This is a genomic window from Pseudofrankia coriaricola (assembly GCF_032027725.1).
Classification (GTDB): Bacteria; Actinomycetota; Actinomycetes; order Frankiales; family Frankiaceae; genus Pseudofrankia.
Window position 1 is genome coordinate 104,691 of record NZ_JASNFO010000005.1, and the last position, 21,117, is coordinate 125,807.

Genomic DNA, 21,117 nt, shown 5'->3' on the forward strand with positions numbered 1-21,117 from the left:
CTCGGGTGTGGGTTGGGGCCGTCGCGGCCGGGGGTGATTTTGGCGCCTCGGCGGAGTCTGGTCCGGTGGGCGTTCGAGGTCGCGTCGGGGCATCCGGAGGTGGGTCCGGTGGCGGTCTGGCCGGTGGAGGTGTCGGCTGGGCGGACGGCGGTGGCGCTCGCGGTCGGTGGGTTGATCGCGGCGGGCCGTGCGGCGGGGTCGGTGCCGCCGGTGGTGTGTGCGGGGAAGCCTCCGATGCGCAGGTCGCGTCCGACGGTCTGTCATGAGGTGCGGGCTGAGGTCGCAGGTCGGCGGGTGGCGTTGGTGGTGTGGGAGTTGCTGCCACTCCCGCGTCTGTCCGCGTCCGGGCTGGCGGAGACGAGCAAGGCGGCGGCCTGACGGCCGGCTGTGCGCGTGGCTGTTGCCCGGGCCTGGTGACTGTGGCCGGGCTGGGTGGTGGCCGGTGCGGGTCTCGGTCGAACCCTCTGTCCTGCGCTGGCACGCGCCGCGGGTCGGATCTGTTTGTTTCCGTGTGTTTGGCTGTGTTGGTGCGGTATTCTGGAGTCCGGTCATCGGGTAGACCCTTTAGAGCCCGTTGGGGCTAGGTCAAGATTCCCAGACCTGGATTAAGTACGGGTGACGCCAGATAGCGGACTGCCAATGATGCGGGCAGGGGTGTCACCACTCTGCGCTTGGTGTGACCTCCGCGTGCAACAGCGGTGGGTATCCCGGGCGCACCCCGCCTTCGGGCGGGGCGGCCTGCGGGTCGCGACCACGTGCTTCGCTCTCCGTTCCTCACGATCGGGCTGCTTTTCGGCGCCTGGTGTCGTGATCAGCGCGGTGTGGTGCGTGGTCGGGCCTGCTTCCCGGGGTGGAGGCATCGGTCATGGCGGCCGGCACACTCGATGGCACCGCAACGACAGAGCCCGGCGGGGGCTGTAGCCGGCCTATCCGGCTGGCTGGCCGGTTCGACCACGTGGACCTGGCGACCGGCGAGATCCGGCGGGCATCCGCCCCGCCGACGGTGCATGTGCGGTGCAACAACCGGCGGGCCTCGGCCTGCCCGGACTGTTCCAAGCTCTACCAGCGCGACGCGCGGCGCATCGTCGTACGCGGCCTCGACACCGGCACCGACGGGGCGGTGGCTGCGGTCGCAGGTGGGCCTGCCTGGTTCGTGACGCTGACCGCCCCCTCGTTCGGCCCGGTGCACTCCCGCCGTGCCAGCAAGGGCGCGGACAGTCAGGTTTGTCGGCAGCGGCGCGGGACCTGCGAACACGGCCGTGCCCAGTCCTGTCACCTCCGCCACAGCGCTGACGACCGGCGGCTCGGGGAGCCGTTGTGCCCGCGCTGCTTCGGCTACAACCGCGCCGTCGTCTGGAACGCGATGGTGCCCGCGCTGTGGAAGGCCACCCGCGACAGGCTCGAATTCGCGGTGGCCTCGGCCGTCGGGCTCACGGTCAGCGGGCTGCGCCGCGTGGTGCGGGTGTCGTTCGTGAAGGTCGCGGAGATGCAACGCCGGGGCCTGGTCCACCTGCACGTCGTGGTCCGGGTCGATGGCCGGGACCCGTCCGGCGAACCGACCCCTCCACCTGACTGGGCATACGGGGATCTGATCACGGACTGCCTACGGGCGGTCGTCGGCTCGGTGTCGGTGGCGGCGCCGGACCCGGCGGCGGTCGCGCTGTTCGACAGCTCCGGGGCACTGCCGGTCGCGGCGTCGACGGACGGGTGGGCGGTGCGCTGGGGCGGTCAGGTCGACATCCGCCGTATCCGCCTCGGCTCCGACGTCGACGCAGTCAAGGTCGGCAACTACCTGGCCAAGTACCTCACCAAGTCGGTCACCGAATCGGGGGCACTCGACGGCCCCGTGCGGTCGCTGCGCCACCTTGCCCGCCTCGGCCTGCGCGAGCACACCCGACGGCTGGTGGAAACGTGCTGGCGCCTCGGTACCGATCGTCCGTTCGCGGAAGCGCTCGACGCTGCAGCGGGACGGCCCGCAGGCCGAGTGTCCGGGCTCATCCGCTGGTCCCACTCGTTCGGCTTCGGCGGTCACTGGCTGACCAAGTCGCGGAAGTATTCGACGACGTTTCGGCAGTTGCGTGGGGTGCGGCGGCGCTGGTCGCGGCTGCTCGCGGCGGCACTGTCCGGCCGCCCCCTCGGCTTGGACGGCGACGGATCGCCGGTCGTCCTCGACGAATTCGGCCGCCCCGACGGGGACCCCCAAACAGAGGTCATCGGCCAATGGCGCTACGCCGGACGCGGCCGTGATCCTTCCGCGTCGGAGAACGCACCCAGGGGCGGGCCGTGAACCGGCGGCGCGGGGCGGGGCTGCTGGCCGGACAGATCGCGTTGCCCTTCGACGACCCCGAAGACGTGGCCGGCGTGGCGGAGCCTGTGGGGCACGTGGCCGCCGAAACGGTGAGTACCGAAGGTTCCGCTGCTGTCTCGGTGCCTGGTCCGGGCTCGGCGCGTCCCGTGGGGGTGGGGGGGTGGGACCCGTCCCCGTCCGAAGCTGCCGTCGATGATCCGGCAGGCGACTCGGCGGGGGCGGCCGCGTCGCGGCCTACTCGGGGTCGTGGTCCTGGTGGGCGTCGTGTCTCGGTCGGGGTGGATGGAGTGTCGGAGGAACTGGCCGCTCAGATCGTGGCGGCGGCGCGGGCGCGGGTGGTGGCGCTGGCGGCTGAACCGTTCGACCGCGAGACGGTGCTAGCGGTCCGTGACCTGGTCGGCCCGGTCCGCCCCCTGCCCCGGACCAACAGCGAGGGCTGACGGGCTGCGGCGTTTGATCTGGACGGTGTCGGTGTTGAACGCGGTCCGTCCCCGTCCGGTGGGCAGGATTGTCACGGTCACCATCGCCCGGATGATCGCCCGGCGGCGTGGCAACGACAACGACTCCCAATGCGCGGCGATGTCCTCGACGTCCAACAGGCCGTCAAAGGCACCCGACTGGGTCATCTGGGCCTGGCGGGCACGAGCCTCGGCAAGATCGGCCCGGATCTTCGCGGCCTGCGACCTGCGGAGGATCTTCGTAACCTCGTCGCGCGGGTCGTCGTCGGCCATCTGCTCGCCCAACGCGGTCGCTCGGGCCTGCGCGGCTTCGATGTCGGCGGCTACCTTGATCGCTTCCATCGGGTCGGCGGCGTCTTCGCGGACAAGTTCGGCCAGGATGCCCGGCTGGGACAGCAACCCTACGACGGTCGTCTCTACGTAGAGATCGACCGGGGCGGCCTGGCGGCGGACCCCCCGGCAGCCGCCCCGTTCGGCGGGCGGGCATATATAGCTGGCCTTGGTCCGGCCCTGCGGCCCTCGGTACAGCATCCCCGCCCCGCACCGGCCACAGGTCGCGATCCCGGGCAGCAGATGGCGGGTGCGGTTCGACCACCCCGGCGGCATCGTGTGCCGCGAGAGGCGCGCGACCAGGCGGGCATGGGTTTCCGGGCTGATGATCGGTTCCCACTGGCCGGTGGCGACCACCTTCCGGTGATAGGTCCGCAACCCGGCCAACTCCGGGTTACGCAACAGCTCCCGCAACGTGCTCGTCTGCCACCGGGCATCGCCGGTCTGCGTCGGCACCCCGGCGTCGTTCATCTCGGCCACCAACGACGTGATCGACCGGTCCTGACGCGGGTCCAGGATCTTCTCCACACACGTCCGGATGATCGTGGCCTGGTCGGCGATGATCTGCCGATCGGTCGTGTAGCCATACAGCCGGGTACCGGCGGGCAGACCGTGGCGGGCGCGCTGCTCTATCTCGTCGCGGATCCGGACCGCGTTCTGTTCCACCTCGTGGCTGTCGACCTCGCCCAAAATCCCGGCGACCATCCGCCCCGACGGGGTCGACAGGTCCAGGTCACTGCCCTGCGTCGCGGCCAGCAACACACCCCACTGCGCCAGCGGCTCCATCGCCTCGGCGCGCTGCTTGCGGTTCCGCCACAGGCGCGAGGACATGTAGAGCACGATCACCCGTAGTTCGCCGCGTCCGACGGCGGCCATGATCCGGTTGTACTCCGGGCGTGGTTTGCCCTTCGCCCCCTTGGTCGCGGACAGGTCGTTGTCCACGAACGGCGGAAACGCCAACCGCCACCCCGGCTCACGGGCGATCCGCGCGACAGCCTGATCGATGTGGCGGGCCACCCCGCGCGCGTCGTGCCCCTTGTCCTTCGAGATCCGGGCGTAGATCCCCACCGCAACCGGGAACCGCTCCGCCTCCCGTCCAAGCAGCTCCGCGAGCAACCGGCGCGTCTCGGGCTGGATCACCTCCCGCCACGACGACGGCGCCTTGTCGACCGGATCCACCCCATGAGACACATCAATAGACATAGAACTATTGTGTCCCTAAAGGGGCGCGTCTATAGACGGGTCCACATGCCACGGTTCGGCGCTCGGTGGGCTCCTCGGGCGTGGGCCGACCACTATTTCCCTGTGGGCGGGCGGTCAGAGCGGGCGGCCACGGGCGTTGGTCCCGACCACCGCGGGGGATCGCGGCCTGTCCGGCCGGCCCGTTGCCGCGGCAGCGGCGATCGGACCAGCCGGAGTGGGCGGACGAGGCAGAGTGGTCGGGCTGGTCGTAGTGGTCGGGCCGCGGCTCCCGCGGCGCAGGGGGAGCCGGAGCGTTCGGGCCATCGAGCCGGACAGGACGCCGCCCACCACCAGGGCGGCGCCGACGATTTCCAGCGCGGTGACGCGCTCGCCCAGAAGGACGGCTGAGGTGGAAAGGCCGACGACCGGGACGAGCATCGAGAACGGTGCGACGAGCCCGGCGGCATGCCGGGCCATCAGCCAGCTCCAGATGCCCGAACCGAGCAGGGTGCCGATCAATACCGTGTAGGCGAGCCCGGTGAGCGCGCCAGGCAGGTGGTCAGTCGTCGAGAATGCCGCGCCGATCCGGTGCGGGCCTTCGACCAGCAGCGACAGAGCGAACATTGGGACCGGCGGCACCACCGACATCCACAGGGTCAGGTGAAACGGGTTGGGCGCCTTCGCCCGGGCGTTGCAGATGTTCCCGATCGCCCAGCCGAAGCCGCCGGCCAGTACCAGCAGGAACGGCCCGATCGCCGCCGTGTGCGACCTCTCCCAGCCGACGACCGCGAGACCGAGCACCGCGACCGCCAGGCCCGCCAACCGGCGCGGCGTGACCGTGTCGCCGAACAGCGTCGCCCCCAGCAGCACCGTGAAGGGCGCCGACGACTGCAGGACCAGAGAGGCGACTCCCGGCTGGATCCCCGCATGCATGGCCCAGTACAGGAAGAGGAACTGCAACGTCCCGAAGCCGAGCCCGTAGCCGAACAGCCACCGCGCTGGCACCGGCGGCCGGGGCACCAGCAGCAGCGTCGGTACCGCGATGATGGCGAATCGCACCGCGGCCAGCAGGAACGGCGGGAAATGCTCGAGCGAGGCGTCGATGGCGAGGAAGTTCACGCCCCAGGCCACCGCGACGATCATGGCGAGGAGACGGTGACGAGCGGGCATGCGGTGACTGTCGCGGACGCCAAGCTGTAAGGACAAGTGAAACTTATCTGTGGATTCCTGTAGGCCACCTACAGGGTCTGTAGCCTGGCGGCGTGGACGTCCGCCACCTGGACCTGCTGCGCGAGCTCGCCGCGCGCGGCAGCGTTACCGCGGTCGCCGCGGCCACCCATCGCACGCCGTCCGCCGTCTCCCAGCAGCTGCGCACCGCGCAGCGCGAGTTCGGCGTCCGCCTCGTCGAACCGCACGGCCGGGGGATCCGGCTCACCGAGGCGGGCCGCCTGCTGGCCGACGCCGGCCGCGACGTCGCCCGGGTGCTCGCCGAGGTGCAGGCGCGGTTCGACGAATTTCGCGGCGAGCCCGCCGGCGTCGTCCGGGTGGCCGCCCTTCCGAGCGCCGCGACGCTGCTGCTCCCCGGGGTGCTGAACGAGCTCGAGACGACGGCGGTCCGGCTGGAATGCGACGATGTGGACCTCGCCGAACACGAGTACGCCGCCCTGGTGGCCGACTACGACATCGTCATCGGCCACAGCCTCGGCAAGGGACCGCCACCGGGCGCCGACGACCTCGTCAGCGTGCTGCTGGCCCGTGAGCCGCTCGATATCGCGATGCGTGCCGACCATCCGCTTGCCGTCCTGGAGCGGGTCGCGGCCGATGATCTCGTCGAGGTCGAGTGGTACGGCGTCCCGGTCGGCTACCCGTTCGACACCGTCCGCCTGGCCGTCGAGGAGGCGACCGGACGAAGCGTGTCCGTCGTCCAGCGGCTGCGCGACAACCGGCTGGTCGAGGCTCTTGTCGCCCGCGGCGACCGGGTCGCCGTTCTGCCACGCTTCACCACGCCGACCGGCGGCGCGATCACCCTGCGCGAGGTCGCCGGCATCGAGACCGGCCGCTACCTGATCGCGCTGCTACGCCCCGATCGCGCCGAGCGTCTCGCCGTCCGCCGCGCCCTCGCCAGCTTCCGCCACCACGCCACCACCATCGCGACCCGCCCTACCTAGGCGGTCCCGCCACCCACATGCAAGCGGCGACATGGGTGTAGACGCATACCGGCAATCCATCCACGCAACTCAGCCATCGCTAGTGACGGCGCATCAGCGCGGTACCAACCCAGCCACCTCGTCAGCCCGGACCCAGCTCTACCACCGCCATATGCCAGGGCCCGGCACCACGCAGGGAGCAGGGTCACTGCGGGATCGGCGAAGCCGATCTGGGAGGTCAGGTTCAGCGCCTGACAGACATTCCATGGGCCCGGATGTGCAGCCGCGGCAGACCGCGACGCCGTTCCAGCCACCAGTAGGCGAAACTCGGCCACAACTGGTGACGGCGCATCGGCGCAGTGCCAGCCCAGCCATGTCGTCAGCCCGGTCCGGGCCCTGCCACCGCCATATGCCAGGGCCCGGCACCACGCGGGGAGGGCGCCCAGCGCCCGACACGGGGCGAGCGCGCCCAGCGCCTCGCCCCGACGGGAGCGCCTCAGGTCTCGATCGGGGGGAGGAGGCCGAGGCTGGCCGTGACGGCGCCGAGCTCGAAGCGGCTGGTGACGTTGTGAGCCTCGTAGAGGTCGGCGACGTCCCGGCGGACGGTGCGGATGGTGACGCCCAGCTCGGCGGCGATCACGTGGTCGGTATGGCCCTGCGCCAGCAGCGCGAGCACCGCGTTCTGGCGGCGTTGCACGGCGGGGTCGGCGGCGGGCGGGGGGGCCGCCAGCGGCTGCGCGTCGCGGTGAATGCGTTCGATCATGTCGGTGATGATGACGAGCAGGCTGGGGGCCTCGATGACGAGCGCCCCCCGGTCCAGGTTGTTCGGGTCGACCGGGAGGATGGCCGCGCGGGTGTCGGCCACGACGGCGCGCATCGGCACATTGGAGCTCTGGCGGACCCATCCCAGCGGCGGCAGCCGCCGCGTACCGCTGGCCGCGCGGGCCGCGGCGACATATTCGGGCGCCCACACGGACGCGACCCGTACCCCGCGCTCCACGGCGCGCGCCATCCCCCACACCAGGTCCTGGATGTACTGGACCTGCCCCGGGCCCGCCGGGCTTTGCCCGCCGAGCAGGAAGTGCACCTGGGACTCGGCGCTGTCGACCAGCTCGGCGATCTTCAGCAGAATCTGGTGGTGGTCGAGGATCGTGACGACCCGGTCGTGGGGGCCGGGGCGGCGCCGGCCGGCCAGGTAGTCCGCGAACAGCCCGCTTCGGTATAACGCCGCGCGCTGCTCGACCATGACCGAGCGGCTGGCCTCCAGTTCGACGCGTTCGGACGCGTGTTCCGCCTCGAGCACCAGCGCCGGGTCCTGGGCCTCCCACGTGTCACCGACGAGGCGCAGCAGGCCGCGCTGCATCTGCCGGTGCACCTCGGCCTGGACCTGCGGCACCGGCCTGCCGACCCATTCGGCCAGCGACTCGATGTCGGAGTACCGGTGCCCGGCGGCCGCGCGGTAGACGGCGACGCCGAACTCGTCGAGGCCGAACAGCTTCTCCAGCAGCACCGGGGCGTCTCCCTCTGTAGGCGGCGCGGCGTGGGGAGGAGGGTGGCCCCGCGCCGCGCCGCCGCGCTCCGGGCTAGGGGAGCGGTGTGGTTGGACGTGTGGTCGGACGTGATCAGACGCCCGTGGGACGTCCATCGGGACATGGCCAGCGGCGATCGACGCCCGCCGGGCCTCGGTCGCCGTCGGGTTGGACGCGCTCGGACGCCCGTTGGATGTCCGGGTGGCGCCCTCCTGCCGTCTCCGGGAGGCGGCAGGAGGCAAGCGGGGCAGTAGGTAAGCAGTGGGTAAAGACGCCAGCGGACGTCCACCGGAGGTCCGTTGGACGTGGGGACGGGTGGGCGGGTGGACCGTCTGAGCGGTCGGCGATCGGCGTAGCTGCGCCGCTACGCCTGGTCGAAGGGTGTGCCGGGCACGCTACACCACGACACGAGCACGGACTATCCACATGGGCGCCTCTATGACCCCTATAGGACGCGTGTCCCACATAGGACCGTTCATCCTGACCCCTATAGGACGCGTGTCCCACATAGGACCGTTCGGTGACCTATCCGCGCGGTCCGTGGCGGGTTAGCTTCTGCTGCACCGCCGGGGCTCGGGACGGCACCCGCAATCAATGGCGAGAAAGGGGTGCCGCCTCGCCGCAGCCACGTCCCCCTCCGTTCCTGTCGGCGCCGTCGGTGCACCCCCCTCCTGTGCCGGCGCGGCCCCGGCGGCTCTTGGCTCTCAAGTCCGTAACGCTCCTGCCCCTTCGCGTTTTTGTTACCTACATCCACCTCTATCACGTCATGGCCCCATGTTTTGGCCCCGCCGCGTATCTGCTCCACACCCGCGGCGGGAGCCCGTGTCCCGCGGCCGTTCCCACGGCCTTCCGTGTCCCGCCCCTGCTCCTCCGCCCTCTGCCCCAGGGCCCCAATGTCGTCGTTGCGCTTCTGCCGATGGGAGCGAGATGGAGAACTGGCCGGTTCGGTACCGGTTGGCGGTCGCACTGGTCGTGCCGCTGCTGGCGCTCGCTGGGCTCGCCACGCTGCTCGTGACCGGGCAGGCGGGCGCGGCGCACGCGGCCAGCCGCAGCGAGGCCGCCGCCCAGCTGACGATCAAGGTGAATGCGCTGGTCCGGGCGTTGTCGCAGGAGCGCTACGCGTCGTCGTCCTACATTGGCTCGGCCTACCACGCCCTGGAGGCGGAGACCAGGGCCTCCCGCGCCCCGGTGGACCGGGCGTACGCGGAGGTCAAGAGCGTCGCCGGTTCACTGCCGGACGACCCGCGCCTGGTCGCCGCCGTCAACGCCGCCGAGACCCAGACCGACAAACTGCCCGGCCTGCGCCGCCAGATCGACACGCACGCGCTCAAGCCCGGAACGGGCACGGATGTCTTCAACGGCATCGTGCGCGCCTGGCTCGGCGTCACCCCGGCCCAGGCCGGCGTCGGCACGACCGACCCCGAGGTGGTCCGCACCGTCGCCGCCCTGACGGCGATCAGCAACGTCGCCGAGCAGTCCGCCCAGCAGCGCGGCTATGTCAGCATCCTGCTGATCCTGAAGCGCCTGGACCCCGACAACTTCGGCCTCATCCGGGCCGCGAGCGGCGCCGAGGCGGCCTGGGTCAGCCAGTTCGACGTCTACGCCGACCAGGGCCAGCGCCAGCTCTACGACCAGGCCGTCGGCCCGACGCTGGGCCCGGTGACCGCCCTGCAGGACCGGGCGCTGCGCGCCGCGCAGACCGGCGGAACCGTCGACGTCACCGGCACCGACTGGCTGGCCGCCGCCAACGCGAAGATCGACCAGCTGCGCAACGTCGAGGCACAGATCACCCTGGACCTCGCCGATCGCAGCAGCACTCTCGCCTCGTCGGCCAGGACCCGGGCGTGGCTCGCTGGTCTGCTCGCCGGCATCGTGATGGTGATGACGGTGGCCGTCTCGGTCATGATCGCGCGCCGGCTCGCCCGGCAGCTGCGGGCCCTGCGCGAGGACGCCCTCGACATGGCCGAGCAGCGGCTGCCCGCGGTGACGGCCGCGATCCGCGACCGCCGCCCCGTCGACGCCGACGTCGGGGCGGACAACGCGGCGCGCGGACCCGCCGACGAGATCGGGGACGTCGCCCGCTCGCTGCGCGAGGTCTACTCGGCGGCCGTCCAGTCGGCGACGGAGGTCGCCGCGCAGCACTCGCTGTCCGCCTCGATGCGCAACCTGGCGCGGCGCAGCCAGACGCTGATCCACCGCCAGCTGAAGCTGATCACCGACCTGGAGCGCGACCAGCAGGACCCGGACATGCTCGACCGGCTGTTCAAGCTCGACCACCTGGCGACCCGCATGCGCCGCGAGGTCGAAGGCCAGATCGCGCTGTCGGGCGGCCGGCCGAGCCGGGTGTTCCGCTCGCCGGTGAAGCTGGTCGACGCGATGCGCGCCGCCGTCGCCGAGGTGGAGGCCTACACCCGGGTCGAGGTGAGCTCCGCCATCGACATCCGCATCGTCGGCCCGGTCGTCGGCGACGTCATCCACCTGCTCGCCGAGCTGGTGGAGAACGCCACCCAGATGTCGCCGGAGAACACCATGGTCACGGTGTCCGGCAGCCCGGTCGGCACCGGGGTCGCGGTCGAGATCTCCGACCGCGGCATCGGGATCGTCACCGAGACGATGACCGAGCTCAACGCGCGCCTGGCCGATCCGCCGCCGTTCAACCCGGAGCAGCAGGGCGACAAGCTCGGCCTGTGGGTCGTCGCGAACCTGGCGGCCCGGCACGGGATCGACGTGCAGCTGACCCGCAGCGCCTACGGCGGTGTCACGGCGGTCGTGCTGCTGCCCTCGGAGGTGCTCGTCGACGACAGCGCGGCGGTGCCGCCCGTGGTCGACGACCCGCTGCGCGCCGCGCTCGACCGGATCAGCGCCCTGGAGCGCCTCGACGCGGCCGGCGTGGGCTACGAGAACCCGTTCGCGGTGGGCAACGGCGGTCTCGCCGCCACGGGGAGCGGTGCGGGTGACGACGGTCTCGCGGACGACGGGGCGTACCTCGACGACCTCGACGTCAGCTACGACGGCGACCCGTCGCAGGTCCTCACCGTTCGCGAGAGCTTCTTCCGCCCCCTGCCACGGCGGGAGACCACCTCGGGCGGCTCGAACGGCGCCGGCGCGGACGACGCGAACGGCGCGAACGGCGCTGGCCGGCCGGGCTCGGACGGGGCGGGTTCCGATGGGGTGGACCCCGCGGACGCCGGCGCGACGGGCCCGACGCTGTTCGACGCCGTCCGGGCCGACTGGGGCAACACGCTCGAGCTCCCGCCGATCACGGTCGGCTCCCCGTCCGGACCCACCCAGCGCCCGCCGGCCGCTCCCACCGGGCCAGGCGCGTCAACGGGACCGGGGGCGTCAACGGGACCGGGGGCGCCAGCCGGACCGCCGACGCCGACGGGACCGCTGACACCGGCGGGACCGACGGCGACGGGACCCGCGACGCCTACCGGGCCGGCGGGGCCAGCGGGGCCGAAGAGCCCGGCGGCGGGACCGGCCGGGCAGAGGCCGGCCGCGCCAAGGCCAGCCGCTCCGAGGCCGGCTGCGCAGAGGCCGGCTGCGCAGAGGCCAGCGACGCCGAGGCCGGCCGCGCCGTTCGCACCGCGCCCGCAGGCTCCGCCCGCCCCGGGAGCCGCGTCCGGCTCTGGGGGGCCGTCGGCCCTGGCGGGGGCGACCAGCCTGGCTGGGGCGGCGGGCCTGGTCGAGCCGCCGCTCGGCCACCTGCCGCACCGCCGCCGCGGCGAGCACCTGTCCGCGGAGCTGCGCGGCGGCCGGCGCGTGGCCGCCGCGGCGACGCCGGGAGCCAAGGGCCCCGGGCCGGACCCCGAGAAGGCTCGCAACCTGGTCACCTCATTCCGGGCCGGCTTCCGCCAAGGGCTTCCCGGCGACGACGAAAGGATGGGCGATGCCTCCCACCGGTAATCTCGGATTCCTGCTGAACGATCTGGAAAGGCGTATCTCCGACGTCCAGTGGGCGGTGGCGCTGTCCTCGGACGGCCTACAGCTGGCCCGTTCCTCCGGCCTTTCCCGGGAGGGCGGCGACCACATCGCGGCCGTCGCCTCCGGATTCCGCTCGCTCGCGCTCGGCGCGTCCCGGTACATGAGCGGCGGGGATGTTCGCCAGACCATTGTCGAAATGGACGACGGCTATCTGTTCGTCGCCGCGATCGGCGAGGGCTCCTGCCTGGCGGTCGCCGCCTCCGCCGCCGCGGACCCGGGGATGATCGCCTTTGAGATGGCCCGACTCGTGACGCGCGCCGGCCAGGTCCTGACCCCGCCGATGCGCGTCCAGGTCTGACGGAGGGGGGTGCACCTTGCCTCGGGACGACGAGGAGCTGCCCGACGAGGCAGCCGGACCGGTCGTCCGCCCTTACGCCGTCACGGGCGGGCGTACCCGGCCCCACAGCGCGTTGGAACTGGTCGCACTGGTGGCAACCACCTCGCACGGGGTGGCTCTCGCACGGCGGCCACCTGCCGGTATGCCCCCCGAGCAGCGTGAGATCGCCTTCCTGTGCCGCCAGCTCCAGTCCGTCGCGGAGATCTCGGCGCGCCTTGACCTGCCGCTGGGTGTAGCCCAGGTGCTGGTCGCCGACATGGCCCGCGACGGTCTCGTCGTCGTGCACCGGCCCGAGCGCCCCGACTGGCGGCCCGATTCCGAACTGCTCCGAAAGGTGCTCGATGGCCTTCAGCGGCTCTAGCGGCCCGACCCGCCCGGGTGGCCCCCCGAATGGCCCGACCCGCCCGGGTGGCCTCCCGAACGGCCCGGCCGGCGGGGACGCCGACCCGGATGTCACCACCACCCCGTTGAAGATCATCATCGCCGGTGGTTTCGGGGTCGGCAAGACAACGTTCGTCGGCTCCGTCAGCGAGATCCCGCCGCTGACGACCGAGGCGCACATGACCGCGGCGAGCGTCGGCGTCGACGACACCAGCAGGATCGCGGGGAAGACCACCACGACCGTCGCGATGGACTTCGGCCGGATCACGCTGCCCGAGCAGGACGTCGTCCTCTACCTGTTCGGCACCCCCGGCCAGGACCGCTTCTGGTTCATGTGGGACGAGCTGACGGTCGGCGCGGTCGGCGCGGTCGTGCTCGCCGACACCCGCCGCCTGCCCGACTGCTTCGCCGCGATCGACTTCTTCGAGGACCGGAAGCTGCCCTTCGTCGTCGCCGTCAACCAGTTCGACGGCGCGCTCGTCCACCCGGTCACCGACGTGCGCAAGGCGCTCGACATCGAGCACCCGGTGGTCATGTGCGACGCCCGCCACCAGCCGTCCACCCGGGCGGCCCTTATCGCCCTCGTCCGCCACGCCCTGGAAGCGACCCTCGCCGAAGAGGCCCGCGCCGCCCGGCCCCAGCCAACCCCGCAGAGAACGTGACACCAGGAACGGGCTTTCGGGCACGCGAGGCTTCGCCATCGTCGCGCACCGGTCGGCCCTAACCCTCGAGGGAGGGCGTGTAACGATGAAGCCTTCGACGCGACCGATGCCGGTGGCACCGCCGGTAATGCCCGAGTACCCCCCGCTACCACTGCTGCTGTCCGTCATCGAGATGGAGGTGGACGTCGACCGGGCCCGGCTGATCGCAGCCGAGGAGCCGGGCGGCGCCGCGCTGCCCGCCGTCGTCGTGCGGATGCCGGCCTACGTGGCGGGCGCGCTCGCCAAGGTGCTCGACACCTGGGCGATCGTCTGCCAGGCGGCCGGTTCCGATGACACCGCCGAGTGGGTGACCGCCGCCCACGCCCTCCTGCTGGCCGGCCGCGAGGCCGCCGACGGCATCCCGTACCCCGAGCTGTCCGACCTGCGCCATTCCGTGCCGGACACCCTCTCCACGTTTCCCGCCCCCGCCGACGACCTCCCCGTCCCCGGTCCCGGCGTCTCGGTCCCCGCCCCCGCCGTCCCTTCCGCGCCCGTGCCCTCCGCGGCCGAGCCGCCCGCCGCGCTCGCGCGTGGAGACGACCACCGCGTCGCCGGCCGGCCCCTCGGCCAGCGCGCCCCGGCCGGCGCCGAGCCGGCCGCCGCCGGCCGCCGCGGGGACAGCCGTCGCGTCGCCAGGGTTCCCGCGGGTGCACGCGGTGCGGCCGCGGTGACCGAGCCGCGCTCGGCCGCCGGCTCCGTCGAGGGCCGCCGCGTCGGCGGTCTTGCCGGGCCGCACGCCGCTGGCGACGGTGCGAGGAGCCCCGCCACCGGCACGCTGGTGGACGGGCGTCGCGCCGGTGACGAGTGTGCGTGACCTGCGCGTCCACCCCACGGTCGCCGCCCTCCTGCCAGCCGACCTGCTCGCGGCGCTGCGCCACGGGCCGCACCCCAGCACCTATCGGTGCCCGGTCTGCGAGGGCGAGGGCGACCTCGCGATGGGCGAGGCGACGTCGCTGGTGCTGCGCCGCTACCCGCACCGCTTCGTGCGGCGCGTCCAGCTCGTCCACGCCGAGTGCGCGCCGTCCACGGTCACCGTCGCGCCGGCGGCGCTCGCGGAGGAGGAGCTCGCCGCCAGCGGGTCGAGCATCGTTTACGCGGACCTGCTGGGCATCGGCACCGCGGCGCTGACCGGCTGCCGGCCGCAGCCGCTGCTCGCCGTCGATGACGACGACGACCTGATGACGACCGATCCGCGCGCCCCCGGCGACCCGTGCCGGCTGCGGCCGGGGGAAGTCATCGACCCGGCGGTGTCGCACGCGCTCGCGACCGGGCTCGCGCTGCACTCGTCACTGCGGGATGACCCGCCGTTCGTGGCCGGCTGGACGGTCAGGATCGGCCCGGCCCTCCTCGACCTGGTCCACCCGCGCGCCGACGGGCGGCAGGGGATCGAGCGGCTCAACCACACGATCCCGGCCGAGTGGCGCGCCGCCGTGCGCGCCGCAGGGAACCAGGTAACGCTGCTCGTCGGCCGGATGGGCTTGTCCACCGCCGTGCGCGCGCCCTATCTGCCCGCGCGCCGCCCGCGGGCGCCGATCCCGCCGTCACCGACCCCTACCGGCCATCACCCGGCCCAAGGCCCGGTCCCGGCCCCGGCGGCCTGGCATGCGAGGCCGCGGGTCGCGTCGGCGACGTCGCCGGCGGCCACGTTCGCCGTCCTGTCCGCCGTGAGCGCCGGCCGCGTCGCGGCCGGACGGGTCACCGTCACCTGGGCAGGCCCGGATTGAAGCCCACCGACATGCCCGTGGCCACCCGCCCCGCGCCCCGGCCCGCCCCCCGGCGTGCGCCCGCCGGCGCGGCGGCGCGGAGCCGCCGCCCGCCGCCGCTGTTCCTCGTCGGCGGCCTGGAAGGCCCGCCGCACCCAGGCCTCCCGCTCGCCGGCGCGCTCAGTGTCAGCACCGTCTGCCGCGGGCTCGACCTCCCCGGCCGCGACGGCGCCCGCGCACCGCTCGGCGACGTCCGCGCGATGGCGGTGCACCTGCTTCCGTCGGTGCTGCTCGACCAGCCGGGAGGCGGCCCCTACCAGCTGGGCGGGTACGGGTTCGGCGGGGTCGTGGCCTACGAGCTGGGCCGGCTGCTGCGCGGCCTCGGCCAGCCGGTGGCCCGGGTGTTCCTGTTCGACGCCGCGCTGCCGCTGCCCGGGCAGGCCTCGCCGGCCGACAACCCCAAGCTGGCCGTCCGTGAGCTCGCCCGGATGCGCCACCTGGCCTGCGTCTGGCAGGGCGCCTGCCGCTGCGGCGTCGACCACGGGGTGCCGCTCAGCACGCAGGGCGTCGCGATCGCCCGCGCGCTCGGCGCCACCGACCCCGACCGCTACGAGGACCACCTGCTCGACGCCGTCGACACCTACTCAGCCGCCGTGCGAGCCTATGCGGCCTACCGCCCGCCGCCGTCCGACCTGCCCGTGGTCCTCGTCCGCCCGGCCAACCCGGCGAACCCGTGGGGCCAGCCCTCCCAGCTGCGCCTCTCCACGTCGCCCTGCCTCGGCTGGGAGAACGCGGGCATCGCGGACCTGACCACCGCCGTCATCCCCGGCGACCACATCACGATGTTCGCCAACCCGTACCTGTGGGATGTCGCGACGATCGTCCAGCGTTTCCTGTTCAACCCACAGCCCGCTCCCCGCCCCGCGCCCGCCAGTCGCCCCGCGCCCGCCCTTGGCCCGGCGCCCACCGGCCGCGTCCGCGCGGCCGGACCCGACCGCCAGCGCCCGGGCGTCGGGCACGCCGGGCGCCGGTAAGGGTCATCAACCGGCACCGGTAACGGTTCTCGTCCGGGCGGTCGGGGACGGTCATCGTCCGCCGAAGCCGCGTCGTCTGACCGCGTCGCCTGACCGCGGCGGATGACCGCGGCTGACCCGCGTGCGGCTACCAGCGGTTTTGGGTGGATGGGTCGAGGGGAAGCAGACCGGAGGAGCGCCGTGGACGCTGGGGACGGCGTGGACGCCGGAGGCGCTCGGGTGCCGAGGGCTGGTCGAGGCGCGGCCGTCGGCCGGGGACAGAGCCGCCTGCCTGGCGCGGAGCGCGGGTAGCGCGGCACTTGGCATTCGGTTGGAACACAACCCACGGTCCCGGAACGTGGCCCAGTGGGCCGCGGCCGCGGCCGGAGGAGGCGATCGTGACGGACACGGGCCCGATTCTGGTGACGGGGGCGGCGGGCGGACTCGGCGGGGTGGGCCGCTCGGTGGTCGAGCTGCTGGTAGCCCGGTCGTTGCCGGTGCGCGCAATGGCGCACCGCGATGACGAGCGGGCGGACGCGCTGCGGGCGCTCGGCGTACCGGTCGTCGTCGGCGACCTCGCCCGGCCGGAGGACGTCGCGCGGGCGCTGGACGGCTGCCGGCGGATGTTCTTCAGCATGAGCGTCTCACCCGAGTACCTGGAGGCGGCGGCGACGGTCGCCGACGTCGCCCGCGCCGTCGGCGGCGCGGCGGGCGACGGAGCGGGCGGCCTGGAGACGCTGGTCGCCATGTCCCAGCTGACGGTGTCGCAGATGACGGCGCTTCGGCTGCGGGAGTCCCGCCAGCAGCGGCTGCACTGGCTGTCTGAGCAGGTGCTCGACTGGTCGGGGCTGCCGGTGACACACGTGCGTCCGACGGCGTTCCTCGAGAGCCCGCTGTTCAGCGCGCTCGCCGCGTACACGCTCCGCCACGACGGGACGCTCAGCCTTCCGTTCGGCTCGGGCCGCACCTCGCCGATGGCCGCGCGTGACGTCGCCCGGGTCGTCGCCGAGCTGCTCGCCGAACCCCAGGCGCACCGTGAGCACGTCTACGAGCTGACCGGCCCGCGATCCCAGGACATGACGGGCGTCGCCGAGGAGTACTCGCGGGCGCTCGGCAGGGACATCCCATATGTGGACGTCCCGCCCCAATGGTGGGCGGAGCATGTGCTGCCCGTCGCCGGCCTCGCGCCGCACGCCCGCCAGCACATTCTCACCCTCGCCCGCATGCACCACGAGAACCGCTTCGACCGGCTGACTCGCATCGTCGAACAGGTCACCGGCTTTCCGCCCCAGACCGTCGAGTCCTACGTCGCGGAGCACCGCGACCAGTTCACCCCGGTCGCCTCCCGCCCCACCGCGGGCGTGGGCGGCTGGCGGCGATGACGGACCTCCCACCCCGGCCGGCCCCACCACTCAGCGCGTGCCGGCGGACAACACCAGGAGAACGCTGGTGTGCCAGGCCCGGGAGGCCCGCTGCCAGGCGGCGCGTCTCACCAGTGGCCCGGGGGAATCCCGCCGCGGTCCGCCCAGGTCAGCCGGCGGCCGGCGGCTCGGGCTGGGCGGGGATGGCGGGGTAGGCAGCGGCCAGCGCGGCCCAGCCCTGCGGGATCGCGCCGAGACCCGCGCCCGTCTCCGGGTTCCAGTACTCGGCGAAGCCGGAGACGAGTGCGGCACGGCGGCTGGCGTCGGCGATCGCCTCCGCGAGCGTCGTCGCCTCCCAGCGGCGGGCGGCCTGGTAGAGCATGTAGTTCAGCTGCGGCCAGGCCGGGCCGCGCCAGTACTGTTCGGGCTGGTAGCGAGGGTGGCCGGCGGGCAGGAACCGCAGCCCGAACGGGGCCGCGTAGCCGGCGGCGTCCTCCGCCTGGGCGAGCGCAAGCCGGGCCCGCTCGGGGTCGGGCGTGACGAGGGCGGGCATGAGTCCGTCGAGCGTCGGAAGGACGGTGCTCGGGCCACCACCGACGATCGGCTTGTCCACCCAGTGGTGCTGCTCGCCGTCCCACAGCAGGTCGTCGATGGCGGCCGCGAGCTCGTCGGCGCGGCGGTGCCACTCCTGCTTGCCGGTGAGCGCACCGAGCTCGCGGGCGGCGTGCGCGGCGAACGCGTTGATCGCGGCCGGGGCGACGACGAACTCCCGCGACCACACGGCCGCGCCCTCCTCGTCGAACTTCGTGGCCTCCACCAGCTGATGGTCGAAGATCGTGAACGCCAGGCGTGACCAGGCCGACCGGCCGATCCAGTCGTCGAACCGCGGCGAGTCGTCCGACCCGGACTCCCACGGGTGGACGATGAACAGCAGCCCGTCCGCCGTCATCCGGTGGTTCCACAGGTAGTCCAGCGCGCGCTCGATCCGCTCGAGTGTGCCGGGCGCGAGCGGCAGCCCGCGCTCGGTCAGCACCCGGGCGGCATGGGCGTAGATCGGCGGCTGGGTGAAGGAGGAACGGTCGGTAAGCGGGCCGGAGCCCTCCGATGGCGCCGCGTAGCGCATGTGCGGGACGAAGCCACTGGGCAGCTGCGCGTCCAGGCACGACGCGAGCTCGACCGCCGCGCGCGGGTCGCCGAGCGCCGCCCACGAGATCGAGTGGAAACACGAGTCCCACAGCCACAGATGCGGGTAGACGTCCGGGTTCGGCACGCAGTAGCCGTCGCGCCAGCACCGCTCCAGTACCGCCGCGGCCCCGTCCACCTCACCGAGGATCATGCGCATCAGGCTAACTCGCCGACCGGGCCGGACGCCGACGACCCAGCAAACGCCCGACGACGGCCTGGGCACAGCGAGACACCGCCGGCCTCGCGCGCGATTACCTGGTGGACGGTTCACCCTGGCGCTCCTGCATGATCGTGCCCGGCATTGACCGGGGCGCGCGGGCGCGGCTAGCGTCGGAGGCGTCCTCGGGTATCTACCTCCAGCGTCGGAACGGCGGCCCGGTTACCCAGGTCTGGCTATCCGGCCTTGGCTACCAGCCAAGGCCATCCAGCCCTGGTCACCCAACGCTGGTCACCCAGCACCGACCTGGAGACGCGATGGACTTCTCTGCCGCTGCCGCTGCCGTTCCCGCGGCCTCTCCCGCCGCGCGGGTACCCGTGCTCGACCTTCCGGTGACATCCGCCGACGCGTTGGTGGACGCCCTGCGGCGGAACTCGTGCGTGTTCCTGACCGGGCTCGACGAGTTCTCCGCCGACGGGTCGTTCGGCGCGGACCTGGCCGCGATGGTCGAGGCTTCCCGGGAGTTCTTCGCCCTCGAACCGGAGCAGAAGGCGCCGGTGCGCTGGTCGGGCTCGGGGGAGTGGGCCGGCTGGCAGCCGCTCTACGAGGGCGGTGCGGACGCCCTGCTGCTGGAACGCTACGAGCTGGCGCTCCCCGACCCGTCGGGGTATGTCGACGACGTCGAGTGGGCGGCGTCGTTCCCCCTGTGGCCGAAGCGGCCGGCGAGGCTGACGGTGACCTGGACGACGTACTACCGGACGGCGCGGGCGCTGACGAACCGGCTCGTCGAGATGATCGGCGAGGCGCTGGGGCTGCCGGGCGCGGACCTGCCCGCCTGGACGACGCGGCAGCACTCCAACCTGTGCGTGAACCACTATCTTGCCCAGCCGGAGGCGCCGGCTCCCGGCCAGACCCGGCAGCGCCCGCACGCGGACATCGGCGGGCTGACCCTGCTCTGGGCCGACGGCCGGTCCGGGCTCGAGGCGGCGCTTGGCCCGGACGGCGCGTGGGTGCCGGTCGAGTTCCCGCCCGGCGCGGTCCTGCTGCAGGCCGGCGACCTGCTGCACCTGTGGACCCGCGGCCAGATCCCGAAGAACCTGCACCGCGTCGTCAACCCACCGCGTACCCCCGGCGCACCGGTTCCGGACCGGTACTCGGTCGTCTTCTTTCACCACCCGGACCTCGACACCTGGGTCGCCCCAGCACTCCCCGGGCAGACCGCGGCCGCCTCCGCCGCCGATGGCCCCGCCGCGGCCGCCGAAGGCCCCGGCACCGGTGCGCGCGACCACGTCCTGGCCCGCCAGCGCGCCGCCTACACGTTGCCCTGACCCCGGCCGTCCACCCGGGACCCGCCGCGACCTACCCAGGGCTCGCCGTCGACGCCGCGGCTGGCCGCCCCAGGGGCAGGACGGTGAAGCGGCGATGGGAGGGTCGGGGCATGGGGATGGCGCCGACGCGGGTGATGAACGATGGCCGTGAGCTGCCGGTGGTGGGAATCGGGACATACAAGATGACGGACGCGGCGGCCGGGGTCCGGGCCGCGCTGCGAGCCGGCTACCGGCTCGTCGACACCGCCTCCGCATACGGAAACGAGGACGCCGTCGGGAAGGGCATCGCGACCAGCGGCCTCGGGCGGCACGAAATCGTGGTGACGACCAAGCTGCGCGGCCTCGACCAGGGCTATGAGTCAGCCCTGCGCGCGTTCGAGGAGTCACGCAAACGGCTCGGGCTCGAGTACGTGGACCTTTTTCTCATCCACTGGCCACTGCCGCGCCTGGACCGCTACATCGACTCCTGGCGCGCCATGATCAAGCTTCGTGACGACGGCGTGCTGCGCTCGGTCGGCGTCTCGAACTTCACCCCCGCCCACCTCGGCCGGCTGGTCGCCGAGACCGGCATAGTCCCGGCCGTCAACCAGATCGAGCTGCACCCGCACTTCACCCAGGACGCCCAGCTCGCCTACGACACCGGGCTCGGCATCGTCACCCAGGCCTGGCAACCACTCGCCCGCAAGACGGCCCTGCTGTCCGACCCGGTCCTAGCCGTGATCGCCGACCGCCACCAGGTCAAGCCCGCCCAGGTCGTCCTGCGCTGGCACCTCCAGCGCGGCGTCGTCCCCATCCCGAAGTCGTCGTCGCCCGCCCGCCAGCAGGCCAACCTCGACGTCTTCGGCTTCGAGCTCACCACCGACGAGATGGTGACGATCGCCGCCCGCCCGCAGTCCCGCTCCGGCGGCGACCCCGACGTCGACGACATCCGCTGACCCGCGCACGTGGCGCCCCCCCCCCCCGCGGGGGGGGGCCCCGCCGGGGGGCGGCCCGGGGGGGGCCCGCGGGCGGGG

The 21,117-nt window shown here is 73.2% G+C and carries 17 protein-coding genes; 13 read left to right on the forward strand and 4 right to left on the reverse strand.

From position 1 onward, the window contains the following. The first annotated feature begins 108 nt into the window (after positions 1-108). Both QOZ89_RS05790 and QOZ89_RS05795 read left to right on the forward strand, forming a co-directional pair. On the forward strand, positions 109-378 hold the full coding sequence (locus QOZ89_RS05790; protein ID WP_312623174.1) for a hypothetical protein: 270 nt from the start codon (positions 109-111) through the stop codon (positions 376-378). A gap of 487 nt (positions 379-865) precedes the next feature. Then, a complete protein-coding gene (locus tag QOZ89_RS05795; RefSeq protein WP_312623175.1) occupies positions 866-2,287 on the forward strand; it encodes a replication initiator in 1,422 nt (473 codons plus the stop codon). Between the two features lie 398 nt (positions 2,288-2,685). On the opposite strand, the gene QOZ89_RS05800 is transcribed toward QOZ89_RS05795, so the two are convergent. Next, positions 2,686-4,275, reverse strand: coding sequence for a recombinase family protein (locus tag QOZ89_RS05800; RefSeq protein ID WP_312623176.1), 1,590 nt, complete (start codon positions 4,273-4,275; stop codon positions 2,686-2,688). A 138-nt stretch (positions 4,276-4,413) separates the two neighbouring features. Continuing rightward, positions 4,414-5,484: an EamA family transporter gene (locus tag QOZ89_RS05805; RefSeq protein WP_241842197.1), complete on the reverse strand. Its 1,071-nt coding sequence runs from the start codon at positions 5,482-5,484 to the stop codon at positions 4,414-4,416. Between the two features lie 56 nt (positions 5,485-5,540). Here QOZ89_RS05805 and QOZ89_RS05810 point away from each other — a divergent pair, with 56 nt between their 5' ends. Continuing rightward, the gene (locus QOZ89_RS05810; RefSeq protein ID WP_312623177.1) at positions 5,541-6,446 is read left to right on the forward strand and encodes a LysR family transcriptional regulator; all 906 of its coding nucleotides are present in this window, start codon (positions 5,541-5,543) and stop codon (positions 6,444-6,446) included. A 475-nt stretch (positions 6,447-6,921) separates the two neighbouring features. Here the strand turns inward: QOZ89_RS05810 and QOZ89_RS05815 are convergent, their stop codons facing one another. Further along, the gene (locus tag QOZ89_RS05815; protein ID WP_312623178.1) at positions 6,922-7,935 is read right to left on the reverse strand and encodes a helix-turn-helix transcriptional regulator; all 1,014 of its coding nucleotides are present in this window, start codon (positions 7,933-7,935) and stop codon (positions 6,922-6,924) included. A 946-nt stretch (positions 7,936-8,881) separates the two neighbouring features. Between QOZ89_RS05815 and QOZ89_RS05820 the strand changes: the two genes are divergently transcribed. From QOZ89_RS05820 to QOZ89_RS05855, 8 genes are all read left to right on the forward strand, one after another. Then, the gene (locus QOZ89_RS05820; RefSeq protein ID WP_071052408.1) at positions 8,882-11,860 is read left to right on the forward strand and encodes a sensor histidine kinase; all 2,979 of its coding nucleotides are present in this window, start codon (positions 8,882-8,884) and stop codon (positions 11,858-11,860) included. Beyond that, positions 11,844-12,236, forward strand: coding sequence for a roadblock/LC7 domain-containing protein (locus QOZ89_RS05825; RefSeq protein WP_007520785.1), 393 nt, complete (start codon positions 11,844-11,846; stop codon positions 12,234-12,236). The genes QOZ89_RS05820 and QOZ89_RS05825 overlap by 17 nt, the downstream gene beginning before the upstream one ends. Positions 12,237-12,252: 16 nt before the next feature. Continuing rightward, positions 12,253-12,636, forward strand: coding sequence for a DUF742 domain-containing protein (locus QOZ89_RS05830; protein ID WP_071052407.1), 384 nt, complete (start codon positions 12,253-12,255; stop codon positions 12,634-12,636). Then, positions 12,617-13,318 (forward strand): GTP-binding protein, encoded by a 702-nt coding sequence (locus QOZ89_RS05835; RefSeq protein WP_312623179.1) that lies wholly within the window; start codon positions 12,617-12,619, stop codon positions 13,316-13,318. Before QOZ89_RS05830 ends, QOZ89_RS05835 begins: the two co-directional genes overlap by 20 nt. Before the next feature lie 85 nt (positions 13,319-13,403). Further along, entirely contained in the window at positions 13,404-14,171 is a 768-nt protein-coding gene (locus QOZ89_RS05840; protein ID WP_131804151.1) for a hypothetical protein, read from the forward strand. Further along, positions 14,155-15,081, forward strand: coding sequence for a hypothetical protein (locus tag QOZ89_RS05845; RefSeq protein ID WP_083419590.1), 927 nt, complete (start codon positions 14,155-14,157; stop codon positions 15,079-15,081). The genes QOZ89_RS05840 and QOZ89_RS05845 overlap by 17 nt, the downstream gene beginning before the upstream one ends. Positions 15,082-15,092: 11 nt before the next feature. After that, entirely contained in the window at positions 15,093-16,094 is a 1,002-nt protein-coding gene (locus QOZ89_RS05850) for a thioesterase domain-containing protein (protein WP_083419608.1), read from the forward strand. 377 nt (positions 16,095-16,471) lie between these two features. Beyond that, on the forward strand, positions 16,472-17,455 hold the full coding sequence (locus QOZ89_RS05855; RefSeq protein WP_312623180.1) for an NAD(P)H-binding protein: 984 nt from the start codon (positions 16,472-16,474) through the stop codon (positions 17,453-17,455). Between the two features lie 148 nt (positions 17,456-17,603). Here the strand turns inward: QOZ89_RS05855 and QOZ89_RS05860 are convergent, their stop codons facing one another. Further along, on the reverse strand, positions 17,604-18,776 hold the full coding sequence (locus QOZ89_RS05860) for an MGH1-like glycoside hydrolase domain-containing protein (protein ID WP_241842195.1): 1,173 nt from the start codon (positions 18,774-18,776) through the stop codon (positions 17,604-17,606). A 317-nt stretch (positions 18,777-19,093) separates the two neighbouring features. On the opposite strand from QOZ89_RS05860, the gene QOZ89_RS05865 reads away from it, so the two are divergent. Both QOZ89_RS05865 and QOZ89_RS05870 read left to right on the forward strand, forming a co-directional pair. Beyond that, complete coding sequence (locus tag QOZ89_RS05865) at positions 19,094-20,104, forward strand: 2OG-Fe(II) oxygenase family protein (RefSeq protein WP_071052402.1); 1,011 nt, start codon at positions 19,094-19,096, stop codon at positions 20,102-20,104. Between the two features lie 110 nt (positions 20,105-20,214). Next, positions 20,215-21,039 (forward strand): aldo/keto reductase, encoded by an 825-nt coding sequence (locus QOZ89_RS05870; protein WP_071052401.1) that lies wholly within the window; start codon positions 20,215-20,217, stop codon positions 21,037-21,039. Positions 21,040-21,117: the final 78 nt, after the last annotated feature.